19 protein-coding genes and 2 other annotated features are annotated in these 25,180 nt (G+C 53.7%); of the genes, 5 read left to right on the plus strand and 14 right to left on the minus strand.

The genetic code is table 11. The features are described from left to right. Positions 1 to 411: 411 nt before the first annotated feature. The 9 genes from GC101_RS31265 to GC101_RS31305 all read right to left on the minus strand — a co-directional run bounded on the left by GC101_RS31265 (position 412) and on the right by GC101_RS31305 (position 9,890). On the minus strand, positions 412 to 1,980 hold the full coding sequence (locus tag GC101_RS31265; protein WP_171720490.1) for a 2-isopropylmalate synthase: 1,569 nt from the start codon (positions 1,978 to 1,980) through the stop codon (positions 412 to 414). Between the two features lie 81 nt (positions 1,981 to 2,061). Further along, positions 2,062 to 2,361 (minus strand) — a binding site (T-box leader). Positions 2,362 to 2,407: 46 nt separating this feature from the next. Then, positions 2,408 to 2,702: a binding site (T-box leader), on the minus strand. A 54-nt stretch (positions 2,703 to 2,756) separates the two neighbouring features. Beyond that, the gene (gene tsaD, locus GC101_RS31270) at positions 2,757 to 3,806 is read right to left on the minus strand and encodes a tRNA (adenosine(37)-N6)-threonylcarbamoyltransferase complex transferase subunit TsaD (RefSeq protein WP_171720491.1); all 1,050 of its coding nucleotides are present in this window, start codon (positions 3,804 to 3,806) and stop codon (positions 2,757 to 2,759) included. After that, positions 3,803 to 4,327 carry a ribosomal protein S18-alanine N-acetyltransferase gene (gene rimI / locus GC101_RS31275; protein WP_042134051.1) on the minus strand — a complete coding sequence of 175 codons (525 nt, stop codon included), beginning with the start codon at positions 4,325 to 4,327 and terminating at the stop codon, positions 3,803 to 3,805. Before rimI ends, tsaD begins: the two co-directional genes overlap by 4 nt. After that, entirely contained in the window at positions 4,324 to 5,157 is an 834-nt protein-coding gene (gene tsaB / locus GC101_RS31280; RefSeq protein ID WP_171720492.1) for a tRNA (adenosine(37)-N6)-threonylcarbamoyltransferase complex dimerization subunit type 1 TsaB, read from the minus strand. The genes rimI and tsaB overlap by 4 nt, the downstream gene beginning before the upstream one ends. After that, complete coding sequence (gene tsaE / locus GC101_RS31285; RefSeq protein WP_171720493.1) at positions 5,154 to 5,645, minus strand: tRNA (adenosine(37)-N6)-threonylcarbamoyltransferase complex ATPase subunit type 1 TsaE; 492 nt, start codon at positions 5,643 to 5,645, stop codon at positions 5,154 to 5,156. Before tsaE ends, tsaB begins: the two co-directional genes overlap by 4 nt. A 237-nt stretch (positions 5,646 to 5,882) precedes the next feature. Next, positions 5,883 to 6,893, minus strand: a complete 1,011-nt coding sequence (locus tag GC101_RS31290) for a multidrug resistance efflux transporter family protein (RefSeq protein WP_171720494.1) — start codon at positions 6,891 to 6,893, stop codon at positions 5,883 to 5,885. Positions 6,894 to 7,349: 456 nt separating this feature from the next. Then, positions 7,350 to 8,516: a group II intron reverse transcriptase/maturase gene (ltrA, locus tag GC101_RS31295; RefSeq protein ID WP_171720495.1), complete on the minus strand. Its 1,167-nt coding sequence runs from the start codon at positions 8,514 to 8,516 to the stop codon at positions 7,350 to 7,352. A 996-nt stretch (positions 8,517 to 9,512) separates the two neighbouring features. After that, positions 9,513 to 9,698 carry an H-type small acid-soluble spore protein gene (locus GC101_RS31300; protein WP_171720496.1) on the minus strand — a complete coding sequence of 62 codons (186 nt, stop codon included), beginning with the start codon at positions 9,696 to 9,698 and terminating at the stop codon, positions 9,513 to 9,515. A 12-nt stretch (positions 9,699 to 9,710) separates the two neighbouring features. Beyond that, positions 9,711 to 9,890: a hypothetical protein gene (locus GC101_RS31305; RefSeq protein ID WP_171720497.1), complete on the minus strand. Its 180-nt coding sequence runs from the start codon at positions 9,888 to 9,890 to the stop codon at positions 9,711 to 9,713. A 213-nt stretch (positions 9,891 to 10,103) separates the two neighbouring features. Here GC101_RS31305 and ku point away from each other — a divergent pair, with 213 nt between their 5' ends. The 3 genes from ku (at position 10,104) to ligD (ending at position 13,110) form a co-directional block, all read left to right on the plus strand. Next, entirely contained in the window at positions 10,104 to 11,096 is a 993-nt protein-coding gene (gene ku, locus GC101_RS31310; protein WP_171720498.1) for a non-homologous end joining protein Ku, read from the plus strand. After that, a complete protein-coding gene (locus tag GC101_RS31315; RefSeq protein WP_342424315.1) occupies positions 11,089 to 12,087 on the plus strand; it encodes an ATP-dependent DNA ligase in 999 nt (332 codons plus the stop codon). The genes ku and GC101_RS31315 overlap by 8 nt, the downstream gene beginning before the upstream one ends. A 138-nt stretch (positions 12,088 to 12,225) precedes the next feature. After that, positions 12,226 to 13,110, plus strand: a complete 885-nt coding sequence (ligD, locus tag GC101_RS31320; protein ID WP_171720499.1) for a non-homologous end-joining DNA ligase — start codon at positions 12,226 to 12,228, stop codon at positions 13,108 to 13,110. Positions 13,111 to 13,302: 192 nt separating this feature from the next. Here ligD and GC101_RS31325 read toward each other — a convergent pair whose 3' ends face one another. Together GC101_RS31325 and cls are read right to left on the minus strand one after the other, a co-directional pair. Further along, positions 13,303 to 14,211 carry a YitT family protein gene (locus GC101_RS31325; RefSeq protein WP_039302151.1) on the minus strand — a complete coding sequence of 303 codons (909 nt, stop codon included), beginning with the start codon at positions 14,209 to 14,211 and terminating at the stop codon, positions 13,303 to 13,305. 168 nt (positions 14,212 to 14,379) lie between these two features. Beyond that, complete coding sequence (gene cls / locus GC101_RS31330) at positions 14,380 to 15,810, minus strand: cardiolipin synthase (protein ID WP_171720500.1); 1,431 nt, start codon at positions 15,808 to 15,810, stop codon at positions 14,380 to 14,382. A gap of 213 nt (positions 15,811 to 16,023) precedes the next feature. Between cls and GC101_RS36645 the strand changes: the two genes are divergently transcribed. Both GC101_RS36645 and GC101_RS31340 read left to right on the plus strand, forming a co-directional pair. Then, positions 16,024 to 17,247: a M23 family metallopeptidase gene (locus GC101_RS36645; RefSeq protein ID WP_281365936.1), complete on the plus strand. Its 1,224-nt coding sequence runs from the start codon at positions 16,024 to 16,026 to the stop codon at positions 17,245 to 17,247. Positions 17,248 to 17,269: 22 nt separating this feature from the next. Beyond that, complete coding sequence (locus tag GC101_RS31340; protein WP_171720501.1) at positions 17,270 to 17,719, plus strand: bactofilin family protein; 450 nt, start codon at positions 17,270 to 17,272, stop codon at positions 17,717 to 17,719. Between the two features lie 55 nt (positions 17,720 to 17,774). On the opposite strand, the gene GC101_RS31345 is transcribed toward GC101_RS31340, so the two are convergent. From GC101_RS31345 to gltB, 3 genes are all read right to left on the minus strand, one after another. Then, positions 17,775 to 18,566 (minus strand): ABC transporter permease, encoded by a 792-nt coding sequence (locus GC101_RS31345; protein ID WP_042134035.1) that lies wholly within the window; start codon positions 18,564 to 18,566, stop codon positions 17,775 to 17,777. Beyond that, positions 18,559 to 19,485, minus strand: coding sequence for an ABC transporter ATP-binding protein (locus GC101_RS31350; protein WP_171720502.1), 927 nt, complete (start codon positions 19,483 to 19,485; stop codon positions 18,559 to 18,561). The genes GC101_RS31345 and GC101_RS31350 overlap by 8 nt, the downstream gene beginning before the upstream one ends. A gap of 1,007 nt (positions 19,486 to 20,492) precedes the next feature. Beyond that, a complete protein-coding gene (gene gltB, locus GC101_RS31355) occupies positions 20,493 to 25,088 on the minus strand; it encodes a glutamate synthase large subunit (RefSeq protein WP_042140782.1) in 4,596 nt (1,531 codons plus the stop codon). Positions 25,089 to 25,180 lie beyond the last annotated feature (92 nt).

Raw genomic sequence — 25,180 nt, forward strand, 5'->3', positions numbered from 1 at the left:
GAACACCGTCACCCGAGACGGATCTTATGAAATGGCGGTGATTAGTTTGATGGGCCTCCACTCTGCATAATAATTTAGGTGGATTAACGTATCTTAATTTGGCTGTTTTGGAGCGTTTGAGATCATTAAGTGGATAAACGTCATTTAAATTCATGCATTCCCTCAAGTCTGGATATTTGCAGCCTATTAAGTGTTGATTATCCAACTGTTTCCTGGCAAGAGCTCCTCACTTCATAAGCAAGTGGAGAAAATCCACCTGTTTCCGGCCGCCGGCACCAGCCACCCTCGTGCCAGCTTCTTGCACCGCGCCGCTTCTTCGGAGTTATCCGCTAAAAAACGCGCCCCGCCGTGTCTGAGTGACATCGGCAAGACGCGTCCGTGAAGTGTCTGATGCTGCATTCCGGGTAATGCTTAGCCGTTCACCGCAGTTTCCGTTTCCGGAGAATCCGCAGCCGATTCTGACAGCAACGCTGCATTGCAGGCAGCAATGTAAGCAATTCCCGCTGCCATCACGATATCGTGATGGATGGCCGTCCCCCGGAACTTGGTGTCCTTCCATTCCACCATAACGGCAGCCTCAGCCTGAGCATCCCCGCCGCTGCCCAGGGAGTGCAGCTCCAGACCGTCGAAGCGGATATCCTCAGCGATCCCTTGCCCGATGGCGGCAATGATCGCTTCCAGCGGACCGTCTCCGGTGCTGGTGTGCGTGGTTTCTGCGCCGCTCTGCAGGTGGCGCACCGATACGGCGGCTACGCGGCGCGGCGCGCTGCCTGCCAGGACCTGCACCTCGCCGAGCGCATAGACCTGCGCCTGCTGCCCGGTGGTGCTGCTGACCATCCGCAGCAGCTCATCATCGCTGACGGCCTTCTGGCGGTCAGCGGTTTCCTTGAAGGATTCATAGAGCGCGTCCAGCTCCGCTGAATCCAGGGCAATCCCGTACTTCGCCGCGCGGTCCTTCAGCGCATGCCTGCCGGAATGCTTGCCGAGGATGATCATGCTGCGCGGGATGCCCAGCCGCTCCGGGTCCATAATCTCATACGTGCTGCGGTCCTTAAGCAAGCCGTCCTGGTGGATGCCGGATTCATGCTGGAAGGCATTCCGGCCGACGACCGGCTTGTTGAAGGCGATCGGGAAATGCATCGCCCCGCTGATGATGCGTGATGTGTCATAAAGCTTCTCGAGCCGGATGCCCGTTTCCGCACCGATAGCATCACCCCGTGTTTCCAGCGCCATAACCAGCTCCTCCAGCGCACAGTTGCCGGTCCGCTCGCCCACTCCGTTGACAGTGACCTCAATTTGTGTGGCACCGCCAGCAATCGCCGCCAGGCTGTTCGCCACGGCCAGCCCCAGGTCGTTATGACAATGGGCGCTATAGATGACCTTGTCGCCGCCCCGCGCACCGAGCCGCACACGCCGGAACATCTCCCCGTATTCCTGCGGCAGCGCATAACCTACCGTGTCGGGCAGATTAATAATGGTTGCACCTTCTTCAATCACCGCCTCGACCATCTCGATCAGATCATCGATTCCAGTCCGTGCAGCATCCATGGCGGTGAATTCCACCACATCGCTGAACTGGCGGGCATAGGCTGTCATTTCGCGTGCGGCGGCAACTACCTCAGGTCTGCTCTTACGCAGCTGATGGCGCAGGTGAATGTCAGAGGAGGAGATGAACAGATGAATCCGCCGCCGCTCCGCATCCCGCGTTGCCCGCACAGCAGCATCGATATCCCCTTTGACCGCGCGGGCGAAGCCGCAGATCTCTACGCCCTGAATCTTGCGGGAGATGGTCTCTACCGCTGCAAAGTCACCCGGACTGGATACGGGGAAGCCCGGCTCCATGACATCCACGCCCAGCTCGGCCAGCTTGCCTGCCAGAATGATCTTTTGCTCCGGGGTAAGGCTAGCCCCCGGGGCCTGCTCTCCGTCACGCAGCGTCGTATCAAAAATCTGAATTCGTTTCTTTACCGGAATAATCATTGTTCATCCTCCTCAAATTGGGTTCATACAGCCAGCCTTCCAGCTCAACTTCAAAAAACACAAAAAACCGCCGTCTCTAATTAAAGAGACGGCGGGTCACCCCTCCGCGGTACCACTCTTTTTGACGCATAGGCTCCTGAACCTCATTCCATTCAGGCAGCCCAAGCTGCGTCCAGCTCCGCTTCATATCTCCCTGCTCCCGTAAGGGTAGCCTGGGGGATACGAACAGTCCGGTAACGGGGACATCCGTAACGGCGTACATGAAGCTCTTTCCGCCGTTCCGCTCACGGGCGAGATTCGCCGGCCTCCGGTGACTGCGTCGCACCACCCGCAGCTCTCTGTTCACCTTGGCCGTCTACTACTCCCGTTCATTGCGTGTAATTCTATGAATGCCTATACCAGCGCACAAAAAAACCTGCCGTCTCATTCAAGAGACGACAGGTTGTTCACCCTCGCGGTACCACTCTTGTTGATACCCGGATCAGCAACTCTTCTGCTGCGCCTGCGGTATCCACTCAACAACCCTCTTACGGAGGTCAACCGTAACGGTGTACGAAAGGGCCCGGTCTACATTCTGCACCGGCCAGCACTCCCTGTTCAAGAAGTTCCCTGCTTCCACCGCTCCGCTCCCGGACGAGTTCAGGTCTCCTTCGACTGCGTCGCACCCGCCCGCAGCTCTCTTATCCCGGAGTTTCCTTACTGCTTCCAATCATCGCGTTTGTTCAAATATAAGATTCATGAATTGAACTGATTATACCCGGCTTCTCCAAAAGAAGTCAATAGGCAGATACAGACCATTTCTCCAGCGAAAATCCGGGATCGGCGACCATATCCAGCGGAATCCCGCCTTCATGCTTCCATTTCACATAGGCAGCAGCCCCGATCATCGCTGCGTTATCCGTGCAATATACCGGCGGCGGGATGATCAGCTCGATCCCTTCTGCAGCGCATCTCAAGGTCAGCGCTTCACGGAGGCCCTTGTTCGCAGCCACCCCTCCGCAGAGCAAAAGCTGCCCTGCGCTGAACTCACGTACGGCACGCACAGCCTTCTCGACCAGTACCTCAACAACCGATTCCTGGAAGCCGCGGGCGATTCCGGCCACATCCGGCTCCAGCCCCTTCATCTTACTCTGGTTCACCGCGTTGAGCACCGCAGACTTCAGGCCGCTGAGGCTGAAGTCATACGAACCCGGCTCCAGCCATACACGCGGCAGCGGGAAGGCTACTTCTGCTTCCCGCGCCAGACGGTCCACATGGGGACCGCCCGGATAAGGAAAGCCCAGCGCCCGGGCCACTTTGTCGTAAGCTTCGCCGACAGCATCGTCCCGGGTGCGCCCGATGATCTTGAACTCACCTTCCCGTTCCATCAGGACCAGCTCCGTATGACCGCCGGATACCACCAGCGTCATATTGGGATACTGCAGTTCCTTGACCAGCCGGTTGGCATAGATATGGCCGGCAATATGGTGGGTGCCGATAAGCGGCTTGCCCCAGGCCAGCGCCAGGCTTTTGGCCGCCACGACACCGACCAGCAGCGCCCCGACAAGCCCCGGGCCCTGGGTGACCGCGACTGCCGTCAGGTTCTGCGGCGAGATTGCCGCCGCGTTCATGGCTTCCTCAATAACCAGCGTGATCACCTCTACATGCTTGCGGGAGGCCACTTCAGGCACCACGCCGCCGAATGCCCGGTGGGTCTCAATCTGGCTGGAGATAATATTGGATAACACTTCACAGCCGTCTTTGACTACAGCTACTGAAGTTTCGTCACAGCTCGTTTCAATTGCAAGTATATATACAGGCTTAAGTGCGCCCGTTCCGGTCTTCATTTCAAGTCCACGCTTCCTTCCGTCAACCCTTGCTCCCCGTACTCCGGCAGATCCGCCCACATGATGAGCGCATCCTCGCGGTTGTCCGAATAATAACCCTTGCGGGTGCCGGCAGGACGGAAGCCTTTTTTGCGGTATAAATTCTGGGCCACCTCGTTCGAGACCCGCACTTCAAGTGTTATCGATTTCATCCCGAGATACGCCGCCGTCTTCATCAGCTCGTCCAGCAGCCGGTCTCCCCATTTACGTCCCCTATAGGCCTCCAGCAGCGCAATATTCGTTACATGCGCCTCATCGACAATCGCCCACATCCCGGCGTAGCCGATGATATGCCCGGCCAGCTCCATTACCATATACTTAGCAAAATGATTATGGCTCAGCTCGTTGCGGAACGCTTCCTCCGTCCACGGCATTGTGAAGGCTTCGCGTTCAATCACAAGAATCTCCGGGATATCCTCAAGCCGCATCAGGCGAAAAACTAGCTCAGTCCCCTGATCTTTTCCTGGTTCCGATACCGTCATCCTTTATTCAGGCTCCCTTCACTGCTCCGTCGGAGATTAGCCTCCGCTTCGGTAAGCTGCGTATAATTGGGAATCAATACGTGAATATCTGCGCTTTCCTCATAGATGCCCGCTTCGGCCAAGAATCCGGTCCAGCGGCCTTCGAGTTCGTAAGGCAGTGCCTGAACAATGCCTGCTCCGGCTAGCGGGGCCAGCGATTCTGCACTTCCATGCAGTGCCGTGTCCCCGGTGAACCATAATGTGCCCGGCAGCATGCCTTCCGCTGCAGCGTCCTTCAGCCGCTCTCCGAGCTCCTGCACCCAGTCTGCCATCAGACGGATGGCATCCGGCGCCAGCCGCTGCGGAGGGTTGTCCCCGTCCGCTGCAAAAAGCGCAGTGTAGGCTTGTCCACGGCGCGCGTCGATCAGCGGGATGATCCAGTCCGGACCCGTTGTCCCGTTCGCGGACGTCACATCAGCCTGTCCCGCTTCCTGCTGAAGAGCCGCGGCATGATATCCGCCCCACGCCAGCGCATGCAGACTGGACACCCCGGTGACCGGAACGTTCCAGGCCCAGGCCAGCGTTTTGGCTGCAGTTACAGCAATCCTTGTCCCGGTATACGATCCCGGACCGACACCGACTGCAATTCCGCCGATCATGTCTGCCGCCGTAGCCGAGGCCTGCAGCGCCTGCTCAATAATCGGCAGCAGATGTACCGAGTGATTCCGTTCCCCGGAAGCATTAATCTCATGCAGCAGCTCCCCGTTCCCGGTAACTGCCACCCCCAGCACAGCCGTTGATGTATCCAGCGCCAAAAACCGCTTGCGCGGCTCATTATTCAGATTCGTCATGTTTCTTTACCCCACTTCTGGATCAGCGCCCGGCACACTCCGCCGTAAGGCTCCCCGATTCCGGTTACCGTAATCTCCCGCTTCTCCGGGCCGGAAGACTTCAGCTCTATATGCAAATGCCGCGGCGGCATCAGGTCCGTAATGATACTGCTCCACTCCACCAGGCTTACTCCCTGGCCGTAGAAATACTCTTCCAGCCCCAGCTCATCCGCTTCCTGGAGGGAAATCCGGTATACATCCATATGATACAGCGGCAGACGGCCCTCATACTCTTTGATAATTGTAAAAGTAGGGCTGTTCACAATCCCCTCCACACCTAAGTGGCGGGCGTAGCACTGCGAGAACGCGGTTTTGCCCGCACCCAGATCCCCGTCCAGGCCTATCACCATCCCCGGCTCCGACACGGCTGCGATGGCGGCTGCAAGCGCGTCAGTGTCCTGGAGGCTCGAGGAACGGTAAGTAAACACCGTTTCAATATTATTGTCCAAAACTGCAACTACCACCTTTTAGAAAATATAAGAAAGTATATGTTTTACGTTATACTTTATCCTTCTATTTCTCGCTGAAACGGATACCGTCCTTAAAGGACGGCGTAGCCGTTTCTACTTGATATCCCTTAACGGTTAACAATACTTTTAATTATATCGGTATGATACTTGCACCGCAACAGGCCGCTGTTATCTGTATATGGAGCCAGTGTACAGAGCCCGCTGCACGGATTCTCATTATGTAATCTTACCTCCGGCTGCAGGAACTTCTGCTCCTCCGCGCCGCTTCTCTGTCCCGGATGCCGCTTCTCCCGGATGCCGGGAGAACAGACTGTGCAGCGCCATGCCCGCAATAATGACCGCAATCCCGGTCCATGACAGGAGGGACGGCAGCGGAGAAGCCAGAATCAGCATCTCACCCAGCAGGGCAAACAGCACCTCCAGGGACTGGGTCGCCTCAACTGCCGCCAGGCCGCTCATACTGCCCCTGACCATATCCGTAGCCCGGAAGAAGAGTACGGTAGCCACTATCCCCGAAGATAGGGCAACGATCACGGACTGGCCCGCTTGCGAGGACGACGGCTGGCCCGCGTCTGCCAGGCCATATAATGCGACTGCCAGCCAGAAGGGCAGGCTGGCCAGCGTCATCCCTAGAATCCGCTGGAACACATCCAGCCGGTCTCCGCAGAGCTCCATCGTCTTGCGGTTGCCCAGCGGATAGGCGAATGAAGCAATAAGTACCGGAATAATGCCCAGCAGCAGCTGGGATGGAGTCAGCTGGCGCGCATGTTCCACTTGCAGCAGCGCTACTCCGGCCAGAATGATCAGGGACAGGAGCAGCCCGCGGAGCGGGATTTTACCGCGTATGTATACAGAACCGGAAGGCCCGCTTACCCATTGTCCGAAGAATGGAGCGAGCAGTGAGCCCGAGATAATCGTGATCTGCCAGGTCCCCGCCGTCAGCCAGCCGGGTGCATATGCAGCCGCGAAGCAAATAGGCGCATAGAACAGGCCGAAGCCGACTGTCCCCCATAACAGCCAGGCCCCCGGACGTTCTCTCATCGCAGCCAGCAGCGGCCTCAGCCGCCCTCTTCCGGCCACAAGGGCCAGCAGAAACGGCAGGGTAAAGAAATAACGCAGCGAGGCGCTCCAGGCCCAGCTTCCTCCCGCAAGCTCCATCCTACGGTTAAGCACAAACGTTACCGCAAAAAACAGCGCCGAACATACACCAAGCAAAATGGGACGCACGCCTATCATCTCTTTTCGTCAAAATTCTCCCCCCAAATATAGGGGGTTATGGCGCATTCCGTCAACCTTTGTGTCAGCTCTAATATGATCTTTTTGCCGGATGACGCTCTGGCCAATTTCTGGCGGATTTAAAGAGACATCCCCCTTTATGTTCACCAACCAGCCTCCTCCAGCACATTGTACTCGGTTTTTCGCATACATTTGGCTCGGTTAGCTTCGTAGTCGCACATTGTATTCGGTTTTTCGCATACATTTGGCTCGGTTACCCGCGCCGTAGCAACTTGCTCATCACATAATTGCCTAAACTACAGTAGGGTAAGACGAGGGATTACTCCCTCGGACTCCCCGTCAAACCGTGCATGCGGATTTCCCGCACACGGCTTTCCTTCGTCAGTTCCCCATCTTCAGGAGTGAGTTTCCTTCATCCGTCACCGGATTGCCTATTTCACTCCTGAATTAGGAACGTGTGGTGAGTAAGCTTGTTAGAAATACCATTCCTGCTGATTCCAGTACTTTGTTCGGGATCAACTGGTTTGAAACCGTAGACTTCTTTCGCCGCATAAAGGCTCGCACCCTCATTCGCATCCATTTATCCAGACGTTCAAACTTTTTCTTTACATTCCCTATGCCAAAATAATTTCCAAATCCTCGGATGATTTCGTTTAGTTTCTTGAGCATTCCGCTCAGGTTCTTTCCTTGCTGTCTGCGAGTCGCCTTTCGGATTTTATCCTTGTACTTCTTCACTTTCGTGTCCGGTACAGTTATATAATCTCTCCGGAAGTCGAATCCCAGAAAACGAAATCCCTCATCGAAATCCAACACTTTTGTTTTCTCCGGGTGCATTCGCAGTCGCAGTTCTTCTTCCAGTATGGTCTTTGCCGACAGGTATGCCTTTTTTGCTTGTTCCTCTGTCTTGCATAGAATCACTGCATCATCTGCATACCTGACTATGGCAAATCCCTGCTCCTTCATTCTCCAGTCAAACGTGTTCAGATAAACGTTCGCCAGCAGCGGCGAGATTACCCCGCCCTGTGGAGACCCGATTTCCGTTTCATGGAACTGATCATCTTCCATGATTCCCGCCGTTAGCCATCCGCGAATGAGCGTCAGCACTTTTCCGTCGCTGATTCTCTCTCGTATCTTCTCCATTAGCCCTTCGTGGGGGATTTCATCGAAGAAAGATACAATATCCAGGTCTACTACGTGTTCATATCCGTTACGTTTGGCCCGCCGAATGGTACGTATGGCTTGATGCGCCGAATATCCTGCCCGAAAGCCAAAGCTATAGTAATAAAAATCCTGTTCAAAGATGGGCTCAATAATTTGACGTACGGCTTGCTGACATACGCGATCTCGGATCGTGGGAATGCCTAGCGGCCTTAACTTCCCATTTTCCTTCTCGATGTAATGCCGCCTCACCGGATCGGGGACGTAACGACCCTGCTGCAATAACCTTTGGAGTTCCTTTAGGTTCGTGCTTACATTCTTCTCATACATCCCGATGCTGACGCCATCGATTCCGCCGCTTCCCTGATTCTTCTTCACCGATAGCCATGCTTCGTGCAGGTTGTTCATTTGGTAAACCTTATCGATTAAGGAATAGTACCGTCTTTTCGGTTTCATTGGTGTTTCACCACCTTTACTGCTACTCACCAAGCTGGTCTTGTTTCCGCTACAGATGATCGATTCCTTTCTTGTTCCATCCCGGCAGCTGCGTGTTAGAAAAAAAAACTTTCAATCGCTCCTGCTACCCTGGATGTACTCAGGCCGCCAGTTTGCCTCATCCCCAAGCGCTCTTTCGCTCTCGGCGGGACGTACCCTCTCGGCCAAACCCTCGCTGGTTTAAGACGTTTACGATCTCCACTCACGAACACTCACAGGCTTTGACGAAGCACGTTCCCTTCGCCTCTGTCTCTCCTCTTTTGGAGTGAGAGCAGGGTATGCGACACCACTTTTTTTTCTGGCTAATTGCCTTTCAAAAAAAAATACAGGCGCATAATCATCCGGGTTTTCTCCTCCAGTCTGTTACCAGCTTTCATTGGCCCGGATTTACTCACTACTACGAAACGATCCGCCATCTCGCAATCCTTCGGCTTGGCTTTCCCTTTCGGTTATACCTCCCCTACCTTGTCCGCGTTTGCGTCAAGGAGACTACGAGACTTCCCTCAGTTATCTGCACCTTCTATTCCATCCATCCTGACCCTAATCACGTCGATGAGTCCTACAGGTCATTTCCCTTTGGTTGTTTTCCTGTAAAATATACGTTCTCGTATAGGCTTCCCCGTTTTTCGGGCGGGTCGCCCGACATCGCCGCCACCTCTGGTTCACTGTATTCCGGGCTGGACTTTGCCTGCATGCCCTTCGGATTCTTCCTCACGGAAGACACCCTGCCTATCCGGGCAACCTTCGATTGCCGGATATCTACTTCGGCTACGGCACTTTAAAGGGTAAAGTTACCGGGTGGATTTGAACCACCTAGATGATGTGACTGTGAGGCGCACCAAAAAACCGGCTGATCGGATACCTCTCAACCGGTTTTCTATATTAACCTGAGCCGTTCCTATCCGTCCTTACTCACTCTACCTCATCCGGCCTCTGCCTAGGTAGGCATCAACCGATCTAACTTTCCTGCTCCTCCAGCCGGTCTACACCAACGGTTCGTGTATTATCCGGCCGGGAGCCTACTTGTACAGTGGCCATGCCGTTATCGGCATCCACATGCTCAATCCATACCGGTTCACCATCGAGATGGACAGCAATCCTATCCTTGGAGGCGTAAATATCCCCCGCACGTTTCACATCCATTTTGTCGCCTCCCTATTCATCCTCATCTTCTGCAGAAAGTTCGCCGATAGTTGCATCAGCATCCAGCAGTCCGGCTTCACCGTACAGCTCCTCTTCCCCGGGCTCCGCAATAATGCTCTCCCAATCGACAGCCTCTGCCGGGATATCCTGCTCGGACAGGGCGTCGCTCCAGTTGTTCCGCTCTTTTTCCATAACGGCCTCCCTTAGCATGACTATCCAGCAATGACCAGCAATGAATGTCTCATTCACTGTGCAATGCGTACGCTGAACGGCTTTATTTTTTCCCATGAATCGCAAATAATGCATCCGGCTAGAAAAAGCCCCACCGCGTCATACTAAGCCATATTGATCGTGAACTCATGATAAGCAATTATAAACAGCACTAATACTCAGGAGGCGATTCTCATGCATACCGTTTGGAAAGGAGCCATCAGTTTCGGGCTTGTGCATGTTCCGGTCAAAATGTTCTCCGCTACGGAAGACAAGGATATCTCGCTGCGTTACATCCATAAAGAATGCGGAAGTCCGCTATCCTACGTGCGTAAATGCCCCGTGTGCGAGAAGGAAGTGGCCTGGGAAGAGATCGGCAAGGGATACGAATATGAGAAGGGCAAGTTTGTCTTGTTCGATAAGGAAGAGCTGGATCAGTTAACCGAGGAGAGCAGCAAGAGCATTACAATTTTGGATTTTGTGGATTTGACGGAGATCGACCCAATTTATTTCCAAAAGACCTATTACCTGTCTCCCGATCAGGCCGGCGCCAACGCCTACCGTCTGCTCATGGAGGCGATGCGCCAGACCGGCAAAATCGGGATCGCCAAAATCTCCATCCGCTCTAAAAGCAGTCTGGCTGCTATCCGCGTCCTCGCCGACTGCCTGGCGATTGAAACCATTTATTACCCGGACGAAGTCCGTCCGGTATCGCAGGTCCCCGGTCTGCCGGAGCCGGGGATCGTGAACGACAAAGAGCTGGATATGGCCAAGCTGCTGATCTCCCAGCTGTCCACACCGTTTGAACCCGCTAAATACACGGACGATTACCGCCAGCGGATGCTTGATCTGATCACGCATAAGATCGCCGGTGAGGAATTCCATATTGCTCCGGCACGCCAGGAGAACAATGTCATCGATCTGATGGCTGCCCTGCAGGCCAGTATCGAAGCTGTACAGCATATTCCGTCCGACCCCGGACCTTCACTGTCCGGCACAGGAACCGGCACAGGCAAAAAGCCGCGGGCGGCTGCGGCCGGTAAGAAAAAACCGGCACAGGCCAAAGCCTCCGGAACCCCTGCCCCTGAGCCGGAGGTGCCGGCAGTTAACGAGGCAACAGGTCCGATTCCGGTCATCGCTCCGAAGCCGAAACGCCGGACGGCCAAGAGCAAGGTAACCGGTGCCTAGGAGCAGGTCATCCGCACCTCCCGTTATTGGCGGTCCGCTTACGCTGCAGCCGGTTATTCCATTCGAGCCCGTGCTTGCCTCCAGGCTACCGGAGGGCGAGGAGTGGATCGCCCAGATCAAATGGGATGGCGTGCGGATGCTCTCCTATTACGATGGAAGCCATGCCGAGCTGATCAACCGGCGGGGCAACCTGCGCACGCTGCAGTATCCTGAGCTTGCCAGACCGGAGGCGTATTGCCGGGCCGGTTCCGTCATTCTCGATGGCGAGATTATTGCGCTCAGCGGCGGCAAGCCCTCCTTCCATGAGGTGATGCGGCGGGACAGCCTGAAGAATGAAGCAGCGATCCGGGCGGTAAGTCCGCAGGTACCGGTGCTCTACATGGTCTTCGATATCCTGTACTGCAATGGCATTTGGCTGCTGGACCAGCCTTTGTCCCGGCGGCAGCAGATGTTAAGTGAAATGCTGCTGCCCCATCCCCATGTGCAGAATGTGCCAAGCTACCATCAGCCCGCACAGCTGTACGCCGCCGCTCTGAAGGGCGGGCTGGAGGGGATTGTATGCAAAGAGCTCACCAGCACCTATGCCACGGGAGGCAAGGATAAGCGCTGGCAGAAATGCAAAATCATCTCCGATGTCACTGCTGTAGCCGGCGGCGTCACCTTCCGTGACGGTCTGGTCAACGCCCTGCTCTTCGGATTGTATGATGATGCGGGGAAGCTGCACTATATCGGCCATGCAGGAGCGGGCAAAATGACCGTACAGGACTGGCGGAATTTGACCGCACAGATCAGCGGTATGATCACAGAGCAGATGCCTTTTGCAGAGCTGCCCCAGCGCAGTAAAGGCTCGGTCTGGATTAAGCCTGAGCTGGTGTTCAAGCTGCACTATCTGGAATGGAATACTTCCGGAACCTTCCGCCAGCCGGTTATACAATCCCAGGTAGAGCTCCCTCCGCTATCCTGCCGCATGGACCAGAGAACGCAGACGTAGGAACGGGATCACCGGGCCTGAGCCTTGCCTGAGCCTTGCCTAAGTCTTGCCTGAGCCCTGCCTGAGTCTTGCACGAGTCTTGCCTTACTAAGCCTCACCTTATCTTCAGCTCGTATAACTACACAAGGAGGATGCCGCATGCCGAAGACGATCAGAGGCTCCATTACCGCAGGGGGACACGAGATCAGCATTACGAACCCGGATAAGCTGCTATGGCCTGAACCCGGCATCACCAAGCAGATCTATCTGCTCAAGCTGGCCGCGCTCTCTCCATATCTGCTGCGCTACTGCCAGGGAAGGCTGCTCACGGTAATCCGCTACCCTCATGGTGTTCCGGGGATGTCCTTTTACCAGAAGAATGCCCCCGAGCCGCTGCCGGAATTCGTGCATACAGCAACTCATGAGAATATTACCTATATTGTGCTGCAGGGGCTCCCGGAGCTGCTCTGGCTCGGCAATCTGGCCGCGCTCGAATTCCATCCCTCACTGCATTATGCGGGCAGTGAGCTCCCCTGCGAATGGATGATTGATCTGGACCCCTCGCTTGAGGTCGAGCCGCGCATTATGGAGGCAGCCGCTACGGTGGGCGAGGTACTGAAGTCCCTGGGACTGGCCTCTGTACCCAAGACCTCCGGTGCCACCGGTGTGCAGATCATTGTTCCGGTGGAGCCGGGAGTCACCTTCGACGGCCTGCGCCGGGTAGGCCATTTCGTCGGCCGCTATGTTACGGAGAAGCGTCCCGATCTGTTCACTTTGGAGCGCCTGAAGAAAAACCGCGGGGACAAAATCTATTTCGATTACCTCCAGCATTACGGCGGCAAAACTCTTGCTGCCCCATACACCCCGCGGGCCCGTCCGCTGGCAACCGTCTCAACGCCCCTCCTGTGGGAGGAAGTGCAGCGTAACGTCAAGCCTACCGATTACCATCTGCTGAACATTGAGGAGCGTCTGACCCGGATGGGCGATCTTATCGCCCGGGTCCCTCCCCAGCCGGTGGGTGATATTATTGCCAAGCTGCCCTGAGAATGGCCCTGAGGACAGCAATAAGCCCGCAGTTACCTGTACTCTAGGCTGCGGGCTTATTTGGCGTCCAGCATATGGACGGAAGGTATTATATATGAGAATACGGCGCAGCAAGCACAGGCCGCCGCATTGATTACTCTGACGTTCGTAAATATACCTTCCTTCGGAAGCGCTCCGGTTATACCGAACTCGCTAATGGATTGCTTTTTTCTTAAAGCGGCCGCCTTTGACATCATGGATATTACCGATCGCGATGAATGCGTCAGAATCCCAATCTTCTACAATGGACTTAAGCTTGGCTTCTTCCAAACGGGTAATGACTACAAAGATAACTTTCTTGTTATCGCCTGAGAATCCGCCTTCACCATCCAGATACGTCACTCCGCGTCCCAGACGCTCCGTCAAGGCTTCACCGATATCACGGAATTTATCACTGATAATCCATACCGATTTCGACTGATCCAGACCTTCAAGTGTAATATCTATTAATTTAAAAGCAATGTAATAGGCAATCAGCGAGAACATCGCATTATTCCAGCCGAAGACAAAACCCGCGCCGGAAAGAATAAACAGGTTGAAGAACATTACAACTTCCCCTACGGAGAACGGAAGTCTCTTGGACACAAGGATGGCCACAATCTCAGTACCATCAAGCGATCCTCCATAACGTACCACAAGTCCGACCCCGACTCCGAGGATTACCCCTCCGAATACTGCAGCAAGCAGCGGTTCAACCGTAATCGGATTCACAGGATGGAGCAATTGGGTACCAATGGACATTACAACTACAGCAAATAGAGTAGATAAAGCAAAGGTCTTACCAATCTGCTTATAACCGATCACCAGAAACGGCAGGTTAAGCAGTGTCAATAAAATACCCAGAGGTATATTGAAAATATGGGACAACATAATGGAAATACCGGTTATTCCGCCGTCAATCAACTCATTGGGAACAAGAAAAATCTCAAGCGCAACAGACATCATGGCCGCTCCGATGACAATCATCACAATCCGCTGGGCCAGCTTCGCTGTCTTGAAGGCTCCTGATTTCTGAGGCTTCTTCTGTTCCTCACTCGTAAAGATTTGTTGGCTTACAGTCATAGAACTCCCCCTATAAATAGTATATCTAAGAAGTATACGAAAGCAGACTTCACAGCTGCGCTTTCTCCCCTTTGCTTCTTATATTCCTATTATATCATAAAGGAAGCTCAAATAACGCATGGAACTTGATATAACCTTCGATAAACGATGCTTACTTCACCTTTTATGTCATAAAAGCGGCGATAAGAGCTGACAGAGCCCCTCAATCAGTTTGACATTATGCGCTCTCTCTTTAAACTTTTTGGGATCGATGAATTCGCTGTGCTTCAGGTCTTGGCTGAAGTCCTCTGCCAGTTGCGCAATAATCGCCGGACGGAGCAGAATAGCCGTCAGTTCAAAGTTGGAATAGAAGCTGCGCATATCCAGATTCGCACTGCCAACCGTTGCCAGTACGTCATCAATAATCATCACTTTCGCGTGCATGAAGCCTCTTGTATAGCGGTAGAACTTCACTCCGGCATCCTGCAGATTCTCAAGGTAAGACAGGGTTGCCTTATACACCAGCTTGTTGTCCGGCTTCGCCGGGATAATGATCCTCACATCCACTCCGCTGAGCACCGCATTCTTGAGTGCCCGGCAAATGGCCGGGTCCGGAATGAAATACGGGGAGGTCATCCAGATGCGCTCCTTCGCCGCACAGAGTGAAGCGAAAAACATCTCCTGTGTGGCATCAACCGCCCCATCGGGCCCGCTGGCTACAATCTGTACAGCATCCGGCCCGCTGCAGGTATGAACAGGAAAAAACCGCGGATGGCTCATAGTGTCACCGGCTGCCAGTCTCCAGTCTTTGAGAAACACATATTGCAGATGATACACAGCATCCCCTTCAACACGAAGATGCGTATCTCTCCAATAGCCCATCTTAGGGTCTTTTCCCAGATAATCATCACCTACATTCATTCCCCCGGTGAAGCCCGTCAGCCCGTCGACCACGAGTATCTTGCGGTGATTGCGGTAATTGAAGCGGCGGTCCAGCAGCGAAGTAAGCGGCGGCAGAAAAAAGTGAACCTGCACTCCTGCGTTCTTGAGCGTATTCACGAATCTCCGGCTCAGCTGATGACTCCCAAGCCCATCACATAGCAGACGCACCCTAACCCCCTGACGCGCCTTGCGGATCATAATCTCCTGAAACTGCCTGCCAATATCATCATCCCGGAAAATATAAAACTCCATGTGGATATGCTCTTGCGCATTCTCCATAACCTCCAGCATCGCCTTATAGGCGTCCCCGGCATTATTGAGCACCTGACATTGATTATGGCTTGTAATGTGGCTTTCTGACAGGCCTGAGAGCAAATGCAGCAGTTCTTTACGGTTCTCAAACCCCGGATTCCCGGTATCTGCCGTGCTTTTGACGATATGGATTTTGCCGGCAACATGGGCGCGGATCTCCCTCAGCAGGGACACACACCGTTTGCCAAGCTTCCGGCTCTGCCAATAATCCCGCCCGAGGAAATAATAGAACAGCAGCCCCAGCGGCGGACAGCAGAAGGTAATGCATATCCAGGCCAATGCCCTCTGCGGACGGCGGAACTCCGATATAACGATAATGGCAATCTGTATGATAAAAAGACTTAAGATAACTGCGAATATCCTCATCCCGGGCCTCCTAAAAGTTATGTTATTGAAGATGATCTACTACAGGTCTTGCCGTAACTCTCCTTCTTTATTCAAGCAAACCGTTGTCATGTTCGCCAGAGGAATGGAATACATAGAGTAGTAGGACGAATCGGATGAGCCCCGCTCTATAGCAATGTTGGATTCACTCAGTTCATACCACGCGGCTGCTAAAGGCCGCAGGAAGGAGATGTTATGAAGAGTCAGCCCGATCATAAAAAGATTACGCTGCTCGTCGTCCGTGAGGCCGGACGGCCGGTCAGACAGCTGCAGCTGTCCAAGCCGCTTGCCTTCGCCCTGCCTGCCGCAGCTGCCCTGTCCCTCTCCAGTCTGGTCACCTCCATGCATATTCATGCCTCCCGGTCCATTTCCGAGCTGGAGGCCGAAGCTGCGGCACTATCGCTGACGAATATCCGGATGGAGCTCAAGGTCGCCGACAAGGACCAGGCGCTGCTGCAGCTCCGCAGCCAGGTGACCGAGCTCTCGGAGGAAGCCCAGAGCATTAAAGACAAGCTGAAGAGTGTCTCTGAACTGGAGCAGCAGCTGCAGTCGCTGATTGAGAAAGAGACGACCTCTTCTTCCGGTACAGACAATGAACCCACTGCCTCTGCAGCTTCTGCCGCAAGCAGCCAGCCGTTCATTGCCGCATCAGCCAAAGTTGCTGCAAGCGGAACTAAGGGAGACGTCAAGGGAACCATAAGCCGTTCAAGTACGGCTCCGTTCCTTGCAGAGCATCCATCAGACACCTCTTCCGGCACTTTGTCTGCAGTTGATTTCCGTTTCGGGGTAGTTACCGCTGCATTAGGAAGTACAGTGCCCCCCCAGGTCGGCGGGGAGTACATTGCTGTATATGCCAATGACCCGCTGGAGCTGGTTCAGGAAACAAGAGACGACTACGAAGAAATAAAAACGATGCTGGAGGAAATGGTCAGCCGTATCTCCACTACAATTACAGAGGCCGAAAAAGCCAACACCCTGGAGGCTAACCTGCAGGCCAAGAAGGCACGTGAAGAAAAAGCGAGACTGGCCCCGGCTGTCCTCTGGCCCACAGGCTCGAAGGTGATCACCTCCAGCTTCGGTTATCGTTCCGATCCCTTCAAGGGGGTCTCTGCCTACCACTCCGGAATCGATATTGCCGGCCGCATCGGTGACCCTGTATACGCAGCGATGGAAGGTGTGGTCACTTCTGCCGACCAGCTGGGCGCCAGAGGCAAATATATCATTATCAAGCATGCGAACGGGCTGGAAACCTGGTATATGCATTTGAACGGCATGGTGGTCTCGCCCGGTGACAAGGTCAGCAAAGGGGAGCAAATTGGTATGCTCGGCAATACCGGACGCAGCACGGGTCCCCATCTCCATTTCCAGGTTGTGAAGCAGAATAAGCCGGTGAATCCGCTGAATTATGTTAAACCTTAAGAATACAAGGAGGAATGCAGGCATGTGGAACAAACGCAAACAAAGTGCTCCATATAAATCGACCGATTCACTTATCGGACATGGAGGCACACTTGAAGGTAAAGTCCATTGCGATACCAATCTGCGGATTGAAGGGAATTTCAGCGGGGAAATCCTGTGCCAGGGGACAGTTACGGTCGGCGAACAGGGAACGGTCCACTCCAGCATTAAGGCGCAGGAGGTTATTATTGCCGGCAAGGTCTACGGCGACGTGACCGCCAACCAGAAGCTGATCATGACCGAAACCGGACAGCTGCACGGTAATATCGCAGCCGGCGCACTGAGTATTATGGAAGGCAGCGTGCTGAACGGGTCCGTAGCCATGGCCGAACAGCCCGCCACAGAGACAGCGGGCGGGCTTCAGGCAGATGGTTCTGCGGACAAGGCAGGTAAGCGGGGTTCCCATAAACAGAACAAACTGGAAGCAGGCTGAGCGGGCATAACCCCGCATATGCTTGCTTCCAGTCCTTGTGCAGCCCTGTATTACATTAAGCAGCGACATCTCTTTTACGGAATACAACCCAAGAGACTAGCATGAAAATAACGTAATACACCGCGAGGACAGCAATTGCGAATCCTAACGTAGCGCCTCCGGGGCCGGTGTCCGACAGCAGATAGCCGCTTAGATTCATATGGGCAAAAATCAGATAGTTGGCCCACTCATACCGTTCCGGGCTGAAGATGGCGATAAAGATATCTTTGGTGAACATGATGGACAGCGACAGTACAATCGCAAGGCCGCTGGAACGGAATACGCTGGAGATCATAAAGGCAATGGCTGCTGTGAGAAACAGCTCAATGTAGGCGCACATAATCGTCAGAAAAACGTATTCCCCCTGGCTCCAGGCCATCGTCGGCCCCCCTATCGAATCCACGGCCGAGGACGAGAAAATCAGGGCTGAGCCATAACCAAACACGATCAGCAGCAGAGTGCTGAACAAGCTGAAGAGCACCATCGATATATATTTCGAGAGCAGGATTTTGGAGCGGCTCCAAGGGCGGATCAGCAGCAGCTTAATCGTTCCCCAGGTGAATTCGCCCGCAACGGAGTCAGCAGCCACCAGGGCTGTGAAGATGGTGTTCAGGAAAAAAGCAATAGCTACGGTAGTCTGGAAGCTGTCCCATAAACCGATCGTTACCTCATTGCCTCCGCTGGTGAAATGGATTAGCGCCGGAAACAGCGCACTCATAACCGCCAGAATGAACAGCATAATCCATGTGCGCAGACGTCTGTAAATTTTGATATTCTCATTATGTATGAGAGCAGCGAACTCACCCAATGCCTTCACCTCCTGTAATCTCCAAGAATTGATCTTCCAGTGACCGGAACAGCGGCTTGATGCTGTACACTTTAATTCCGCCGGCCACCAGCTTCGCGTTGAGCTCGGCAATTTCCTCCCGCACCGCCTCTACAGCAATACCCCCGTCCTTTACCACGCCACGGCCCATCAGTTCCAGCGCAGCTTCAGGCTGATCTACTTCGAACAGGGTCTCACCCACCGGCACCAGCACATTGCCTACAGCCTTAAGCTGTTTCACTTCGATCAGGCGGCCGTTCTGGATAATCGCCACACTATCACACATGAGTTCCATTTCAGCGAGTAAATGGCTGGAGACAAAAACAGTAGTACCTTCCTTCTGGCACAGCAGGCGCAGATAATCGCGCAGCTCGCGGATGCCCTGCGGGTCCAGCCCGTTGGTCGGCTCATCGAGAATCAGCAGCTTCGGCCGGTGCAGCAGTGCCTGGGCCACACCCAGCCGCTGGCGCATCCCCAGAGAATAGGTCTTAACCTTGTCGTTGATTCTCTGGCTGAGGCCTACCAGCTCTACTACTTCATTAATCCGCTCCTTGGTCACACCGGGGACCATGCGGGCATACTGGCGCAGATTCTGGTATCCGGTAAGGAACTTGTACATTTCCGGATTCTCCACAATCGCCCCTACATTCGCTATCGCTTCTTCAAAATGATCTTTAATACTGCGTCCGCAGATGAGAATATCCCCGCGGCTAATGGAAATAAGCCCTACCATCATGCGGATGGTAGTTGTTTTACCGGCACCGTTCGGACCCAGGAATCCGAAGATTTGCCCGGGTGGAATATCGAGGGTCAAGTCGCTGATCAGCGTTTTGGAGCCGATCTTTTTGGTAACTCCCATCAGGCTGGCCACAGGTTTCACAACTTCTGCCGTATTCGGCATAACTTCACTTCCTTTCGTCGGTTTGGATGAAACGGACTTGCGCTTTCGGATAAGGTGACTAATAGAAGAACTGAAGAGGCTCCAATGCAGATGTTAGCCGTAACTGCGGTGAATGTTTGGACTTCCGGCCGCTGTTGTCTGCAGATTTCTTGATTCATACCGCTTTTAGCGGTGGAAATCCGCAGACAAAGGCGGACGCTACCGCTCCTACAGTTCCAAACTTCCCCTCCGCTACTCCCATCTTAATATTGTCTCTTTCAGTTCAAGCTATATTAACCTTATCGCTGTATCAGCAACCCGTTTCATACATTTTTATATTCTACCATAGCTTTCCTTTTTCCTGAAATTAGGAAAGAAATGCAGTAATAGTAAAAGGGACAGTATCTTCCCCGTGTTGTACGGGTAAGAATACTGTCCCTTTGGTTGAGAGACATAGTGTATTGAACTAGTAGAACATCAGAACCAAAGAAGTGAGTTCAATTTACAATGCAGCAATCAATGTATTCAGTTTCAAATGAAAACTCAGGATAGTTGTATAATGTACAGTTAAAAACAGCGATAAAAACGCTTGTATCTTATAACTGTAGTTTATACAACTAAATCTGCCAGAATTGGTGAAAACCATCTACAAACGGCATTTTAATTGTACGAAATACAACTATACGAAGAATCGGTTGAAAATCAGACGATTTAGTTGTATAAAGTGCAATTAAGCCTACCGGATAATCCGTAATGGGGTCACTGCAACCCTCAGCAAGAGATCTACCAAGGTCGTTTTCACTATATAGAGTGAACTTAAGAATCCAACTTGCTGCATAGGCGAAATTCTTGCTCCACAAGAGGTTCGCCCAGCGGCTGCCCATCATTCTTAAGTTCAGCCCATATAGTTTAAATTAAATCTGACGCTATACCAGGCCGTACGGATGTTCAATTATTAGCAATTAACAGCGGTGAATTGGGTTATCTATACGGGCTGGCTGTCCGTTATTAATTACTGCTGCTTATCATTAGCCGCCGACACGGGCAAGCTCACGCATATTCGCTTCAAAAGCAGCCATCAGGGCAGCTTCGCCGGTCAGGCCATTCTGCTCCACCTTACGGATCTGCTCCATCATCCGTTTGTAATCCTTCGGAATGACACGGGCAAACTTCGGCAGGGCCTGATCCCATGAATCGAGAATCGCTCTGCCCGCATTGCTGTCTGTAAGCTCGGTATGACGGGTAATCAGGCTATGCAGCTCAGCGATTTCATCCGCCTCTTCCACACGCTCCAGCAATACCATTTCCAGGTTACAGCGTTTGATGAACGTGCTGTCCGGATCATATACGTAGGCGATACCGCCTGACATCCCTGCCGCAAAGTTGCGGCCGGTCTCACCCAGAACAACCACACGGCCGCCAGTCATGTATTCGCAGCCGTGGTCACCCACGCCTTCAACGACTACATTCGCCCCGGAGTTACGGACTGCGAAACGTTCACCGGCGATCCCGCTGACATAAGCTTCGCCGCCAGTCGCTCCATACAGTGCCGTATTCCCGATGATGATATTATCTTCAGCGGCAAAGGTTGCCTTGCGGGACGGTCTGATAATCAGCTTGCCCCCGGACAGCCCTTTGCCGACATAGTCATTGGAGTCGCCTTCTACCGTAATCGTAATGCCCTTCGGTACGAATGCGCCCAGACTTTGTCCGGCCGAGCCGGTGAAATACAGCTTGATGGTGTCATCCGGCAGACCTGCTGCGCCATATTTGCGCGTCAGCTCGCTGCCCAGAATCGTACCCACTGCACGGTTAACGTTCGTGATCGGCAGGGATGCTTCAACTGCTGTGCCGGATTCCAGTGCAGGAGCGGCAATATCGAGCAGGTGAGTCATATCCAGCGTTTCTTCCAGGCCATGATTCTGGTGTTTGCTGCGGAAGCGTGTGCTTCCTTCCGGCATAGCCGGTGTATGCAGCAGACTGTTCAGATCGACACCCTTCTTCTTCCAGTGGGTCGAAGCCTGAACCGCATCCAGGCAATCCGTGCGGCCGACCATTTCCTCAATGGTGCGGAAGCCGAGCTCAGCCATAATCTCGCGCAGATCCTGTGCTACAAAGGTCATGAAGTTAACGACATGCTGCGGATCTCCCATGAAGTTCTTGCGGAGCTCCGGATTCTGGGTAGCAACGCCAACCGGGCAGGTATCCATCTGACACACGCGCATCATGATGCAGCCTACAGCTACCAGCGGTGCAGTAGCGAAGCCGTATTCTTCGGCGCCAAGCAGAACTGCTACTGCCAGATCACGCCCGCTGAGCATCTTGCCGTCTGTTTCCAGTACAACACGGTCGCGCAGATTGTTCAGCATCAGTGTCTGGTGTGTCTCAGCCAGACCCAGCTCCCAAGGCAATCCTGCATGACGGATGGAGTTCATCGGTGAAGCACCGGTGCCGCCGTCATAGCCGCTGATCAGGATAATATCGGCACGGCCTTTGGCCACACCGGCGGCAATGGTGCCTACGCCGACTTCGGATACAAGCTTAACGTTAATATTGGCACGCGGATTGGCATTCTTCAGATCATAGATTAGCTCTGCCAAATCCTCGATCGAGTAAATATCATGATGCGGCGGCGGGGAGATCAGACCTACACCTGCTGTAGAGCCGCGGACTTCGGCAACCCAAGGATATACCTTGCGGCCCGGAAGCTGTCCGCCTTCACCCGGCTTAGCGCCTTGTGCCATCTTGATCTGGATCTCGTCGGCATTCACCAGATAGTTCGAGGTTACGCCGAACCGTCCCGATGCCACCTGCTTGATCGCACTGCGGCGGGAATCGCCGTTAGCGTCCGGAATGAAGCGCGCCGGATCTTCCCCGCCTTCGCCGGTATTGCTCTTGCCGCCGATACGATTCATCGCAATGGCCAATGTCTCATGGGCTTCCTTGCTGATCGAGCCGAAGGACATGGCACCGGTCTTGAAGCGTTTCATGATCGATTCCGCCGGTTCTACCTCGTCAAGCGAAACGGGTGCATTAGTGGATTTGAACTGCAGCATCGAGCGTAGCGTCTGGTGTTTCTCGCTTTCGCCCTGAACAAGTGCCGCATATTTCTTGTACATCTCGTAATCTCCGCTGCGTACGGAATGCTGCAGCAGATGAATCGTCTGCGGGTTGAACAGATGCTCTTCCCCGTCACTCCGCCACTGGTATTCACCACCGGAATCCAGCACCTTGTCGTTACCGTCTTTGTCAGTGAAGGCGCGGTTATGGCTGGCAAGTGCTTCTAGAGCCACTTCCTCCAGGCCAATTCCCCCGATACGGGATGGTGTCCAGGTGAAGTAACGGTCTACGAACTCCGAGTTCAGACCTACAGCTTCAAAAATCTGTGCGCCGCGGTAAGATTGAATTGTGGAGATCCCCATTTTGGACAGGATTTTGACAACACTCTTCGTAGCGGCCTTGATATAGTTCTTCACAGCCTTCTCATGCGAGATTCCGCGGAGCAGGCCTTGGCCGATCATATCATCCAGACTCTCGAAGGCCAGATAAGGGTTGACCGCACTGACACCATAACCAAGCAGAAGCGCATAATGATGAACTTCACGCGGTTCACCGGATTCCAGCAGGATACTGACCTTGGTCCGTGTTCCCGAGCGGATCAGATGGTGATGCAGGCTGGAGACAGCCAGCAGCGCCGGAATTGCAGCATTGTCGCGGTCTACCCCGCGGTCGGACAGAATAAGAATATTATGTCCTTTGGCCATAACGCGGTCTGCCGCCTCATTCATCCGCTCCAGAGCGATACGCAGCCCTTCTGCCCCCAGCTCTGCCGGAAAGAGAATCGGAATGGACATCGATTTGAAGCCGGCACGGCGTACATGGCGCAGCTTGGCGAAATCCTCGTTCGAGAGAATCGGAGAATCCAGCGAGATCTGACGACAGCTCTCCGGCTCTGCTTTGAGCAGATTGCGTTCAGGTCCGATCGTTGTCGCCGTGGACGTTACCAGTTCTTCACGGATCGCGTCAATCGGCGGGTTGGTTACCTGGGCAAACATTTGTTTGAAGTAGTTGTAGAGCCGCTGCGGACGGTCAGACAATACCGCCAGCGGTGAATCATAACCCATGGACCCGACAGCTTCGGCACCTGTGGAAGCCATAGGCTCCAGCACCTTGCGAAGATCTTCAAAGGTATAACCGAACGACTGCTGAAGCTGCTGCACGTTATCATGCTTCGGATTCGGCAGCTCCGGTGCTTCCGGAAGCTCATCGAGGCTGATCAGGTGCTCATCCAGCCAATCCTGATAAGGCTGCTGCGAAGCAATTTCAGCCTTGACCTCTTCATCAGAGATAATCCGGCCCTGCTTCGTATCCACGAGCAGCATACGGCCCGGTCTCAGGCGGTCTTTGTATAGTACATCCTCTGCCGGGATATCTAGGACTCCCGCTTCGGAGGACAGAATGATCAGATCATCTTTGGTGACATAATAACGCGCAGGACGAAGACCGTTACGGTCGAGGATCGCCCCGATTTGCACGCCGTCGGTGAAGCCCATAGCGGCAGGCCCGTCCCATGGCTCCATCAGGGTGCTGTGGAATTCATAGAAGGCTTTCTTCTTCTCGTCCATGCTGTCATGATTGCTCCAAGGCTCAGGAACCATCATCATCGCAACATGCGGCAGGGAGCGTCCGCTCAGGTACAGGAACTCGAACGTATTATCGAACATCGCAGTATCGGAGCCGTCCGGGTTAACCACCGGCTTGATCTTGCCGAGATCCTCTCCGAACACTTCACTCTTGAACAGCGACTGGCGGGCATGCATCCAGTTCACATTGCCGCGAAGGGTGTTGATTTCGCCATTGTGAATCATGAAGCGGTAAGGGTGGGCACGTTCCCAGCTTGGGAAGGTATTGGTACTGAACCGGGAGTGGACAAGCGCAATCGCCGACTCCAGCTTCTCATCCTGCAGATCCAGGTAGAACTGTCCAACCTGTACAGTAGTCAGCATGCCCTTGTATACGATCTTCTTGCAGGATAAACTCGGTACGTAGAAGGATTCCCCCTCTTCTGCTCCGCCGTAGCGGATCGACAGCTCCGCACGTTTGCGGATCACGTACAGCTTGCGTTCAAAAGAAAGATCATCCTTAATTCCTTCGGAGCGGCCGATAAATACCTGCCGCACATAAGGCTTGGCAGCCTTGGCCGTCTTGCCGAGCATTTCGTCAAAGGTAGGCACATCGCGGTAACCGAGCACCTGCTGGCCCTCTTCAGCGATAATCTCGCTCAGGAGCGCCTCATGGCGGGTCCGGATCTCCTCGTTATGAGACAGAAAGATCATGCCCACGCCGTAATGGCCCTGTTCCGGCAGCTCAAAGCCAAGCTTCGCTGCTTCGCCGGCAAAGAAACGGTGCGGAATCTGCAGCATAATGCCGGCTCCGTCACCAGAGTTCGGCTCGCTTCCCTGGCCTCCCCGATGCTCCATATTAAAGAGCATAGTCAGAGCATTGCTAACAATATCATGGGACGGTTTGCCTTTAATATGGGCAACAAATCCCATGCCGCAAGCGTCTTTTTCGAACTGAGGATCATAAAGGCCCTGTTTGCCGGGCAGTTCAGTGTGTCTCATCATACGCAACCTTTCTATTATAAAGTAGACGGAATTCCAGGAAAATTTTTCAGAGGAAAATCTTAATAATTATTCAAGCCAGATTGGTTATA

The organism is Paenibacillus phytohabitans (assembly GCF_013141775.1).
Lineage (GTDB): Bacteria > Bacillota > Bacilli > Paenibacillales > Paenibacillaceae > Paenibacillus_AQ > Paenibacillus_AQ phytohabitans.

Coding starts and splice junctions, on each gene's coding strand:
- GC101_RS31265 (WP_171720490.1), bottom strand. CDS start 1,980: ATGATTATTCCGGTAAAGAAACGAATTCAGATTTTTGATACGACGCTG.
- tsaD (WP_171720491.1), bottom strand. CDS start 3,806: ATGAAGACCGGAACGGGCGCACTTAAGCCTGTATATATACTTGCAATT.
- rimI (WP_042134051.1), bottom strand. CDS start 4,327: ATGACGGTATCGGAACCAGGAAAAGATCAGGGGACTGAGCTAGTTTTT.
- tsaB (WP_171720492.1), bottom strand. CDS start 5,157: ATGACGAATCTGAATAATGAGCCGCGCAAGCGGTTTTTGGCGCTGGAT.
- ltrA (WP_171720495.1), bottom strand. CDS start 8,516: ATGAAACCGAAAAGACGGTACTATTCCTTAATCGATAAGGTTTACCAA.
- GC101_RS31300 (WP_171720496.1), bottom strand. CDS start 9,698: ATGGATGTGAAACGTGCGGGGGATATTTACGCCTCCAAGGATAGGATT.
- GC101_RS31305 (WP_171720497.1), bottom strand. CDS start 9,890: ATGGAAAAAGAGCGGAACAACTGGAGCGACGCCCTGTCCGAGCAGGAT.
- ku (WP_171720498.1), top strand. CDS start 10,104: ATGCATACCGTTTGGAAAGGAGCCATCAGTTTCGGGCTTGTGCATGTT.
- ligD (WP_171720499.1), top strand. CDS start 12,226: ATGCCGAAGACGATCAGAGGCTCCATTACCGCAGGGGGACACGAGATC.
- GC101_RS31325 (WP_039302151.1), bottom strand. CDS start 14,211: ATGACTGTAAGCCAACAAATCTTTACGAGTGAGGAACAGAAGAAGCCT.
- cls (WP_171720500.1), bottom strand. CDS start 15,810: ATGAGGATATTCGCAGTTATCTTAAGTCTTTTTATCATACAGATTGCC.
- GC101_RS36645 (WP_281365936.1), top strand. CDS start 16,024: ATGAAGAGTCAGCCCGATCATAAAAAGATTACGCTGCTCGTCGTCCGT.
- GC101_RS31340 (WP_171720501.1), top strand. CDS start 17,270: ATGTGGAACAAACGCAAACAAAGTGCTCCATATAAATCGACCGATTCA.
- GC101_RS31350 (WP_171720502.1), bottom strand. CDS start 19,485: ATGCCGAATACGGCAGAAGTTGTGAAACCTGTGGCCAGCCTGATGGGA.
- gltB (WP_042140782.1), bottom strand. CDS start 25,088: ATGAGACACACTGAACTGCCCGGCAAACAGGGCCTTTATGATCCTCAG.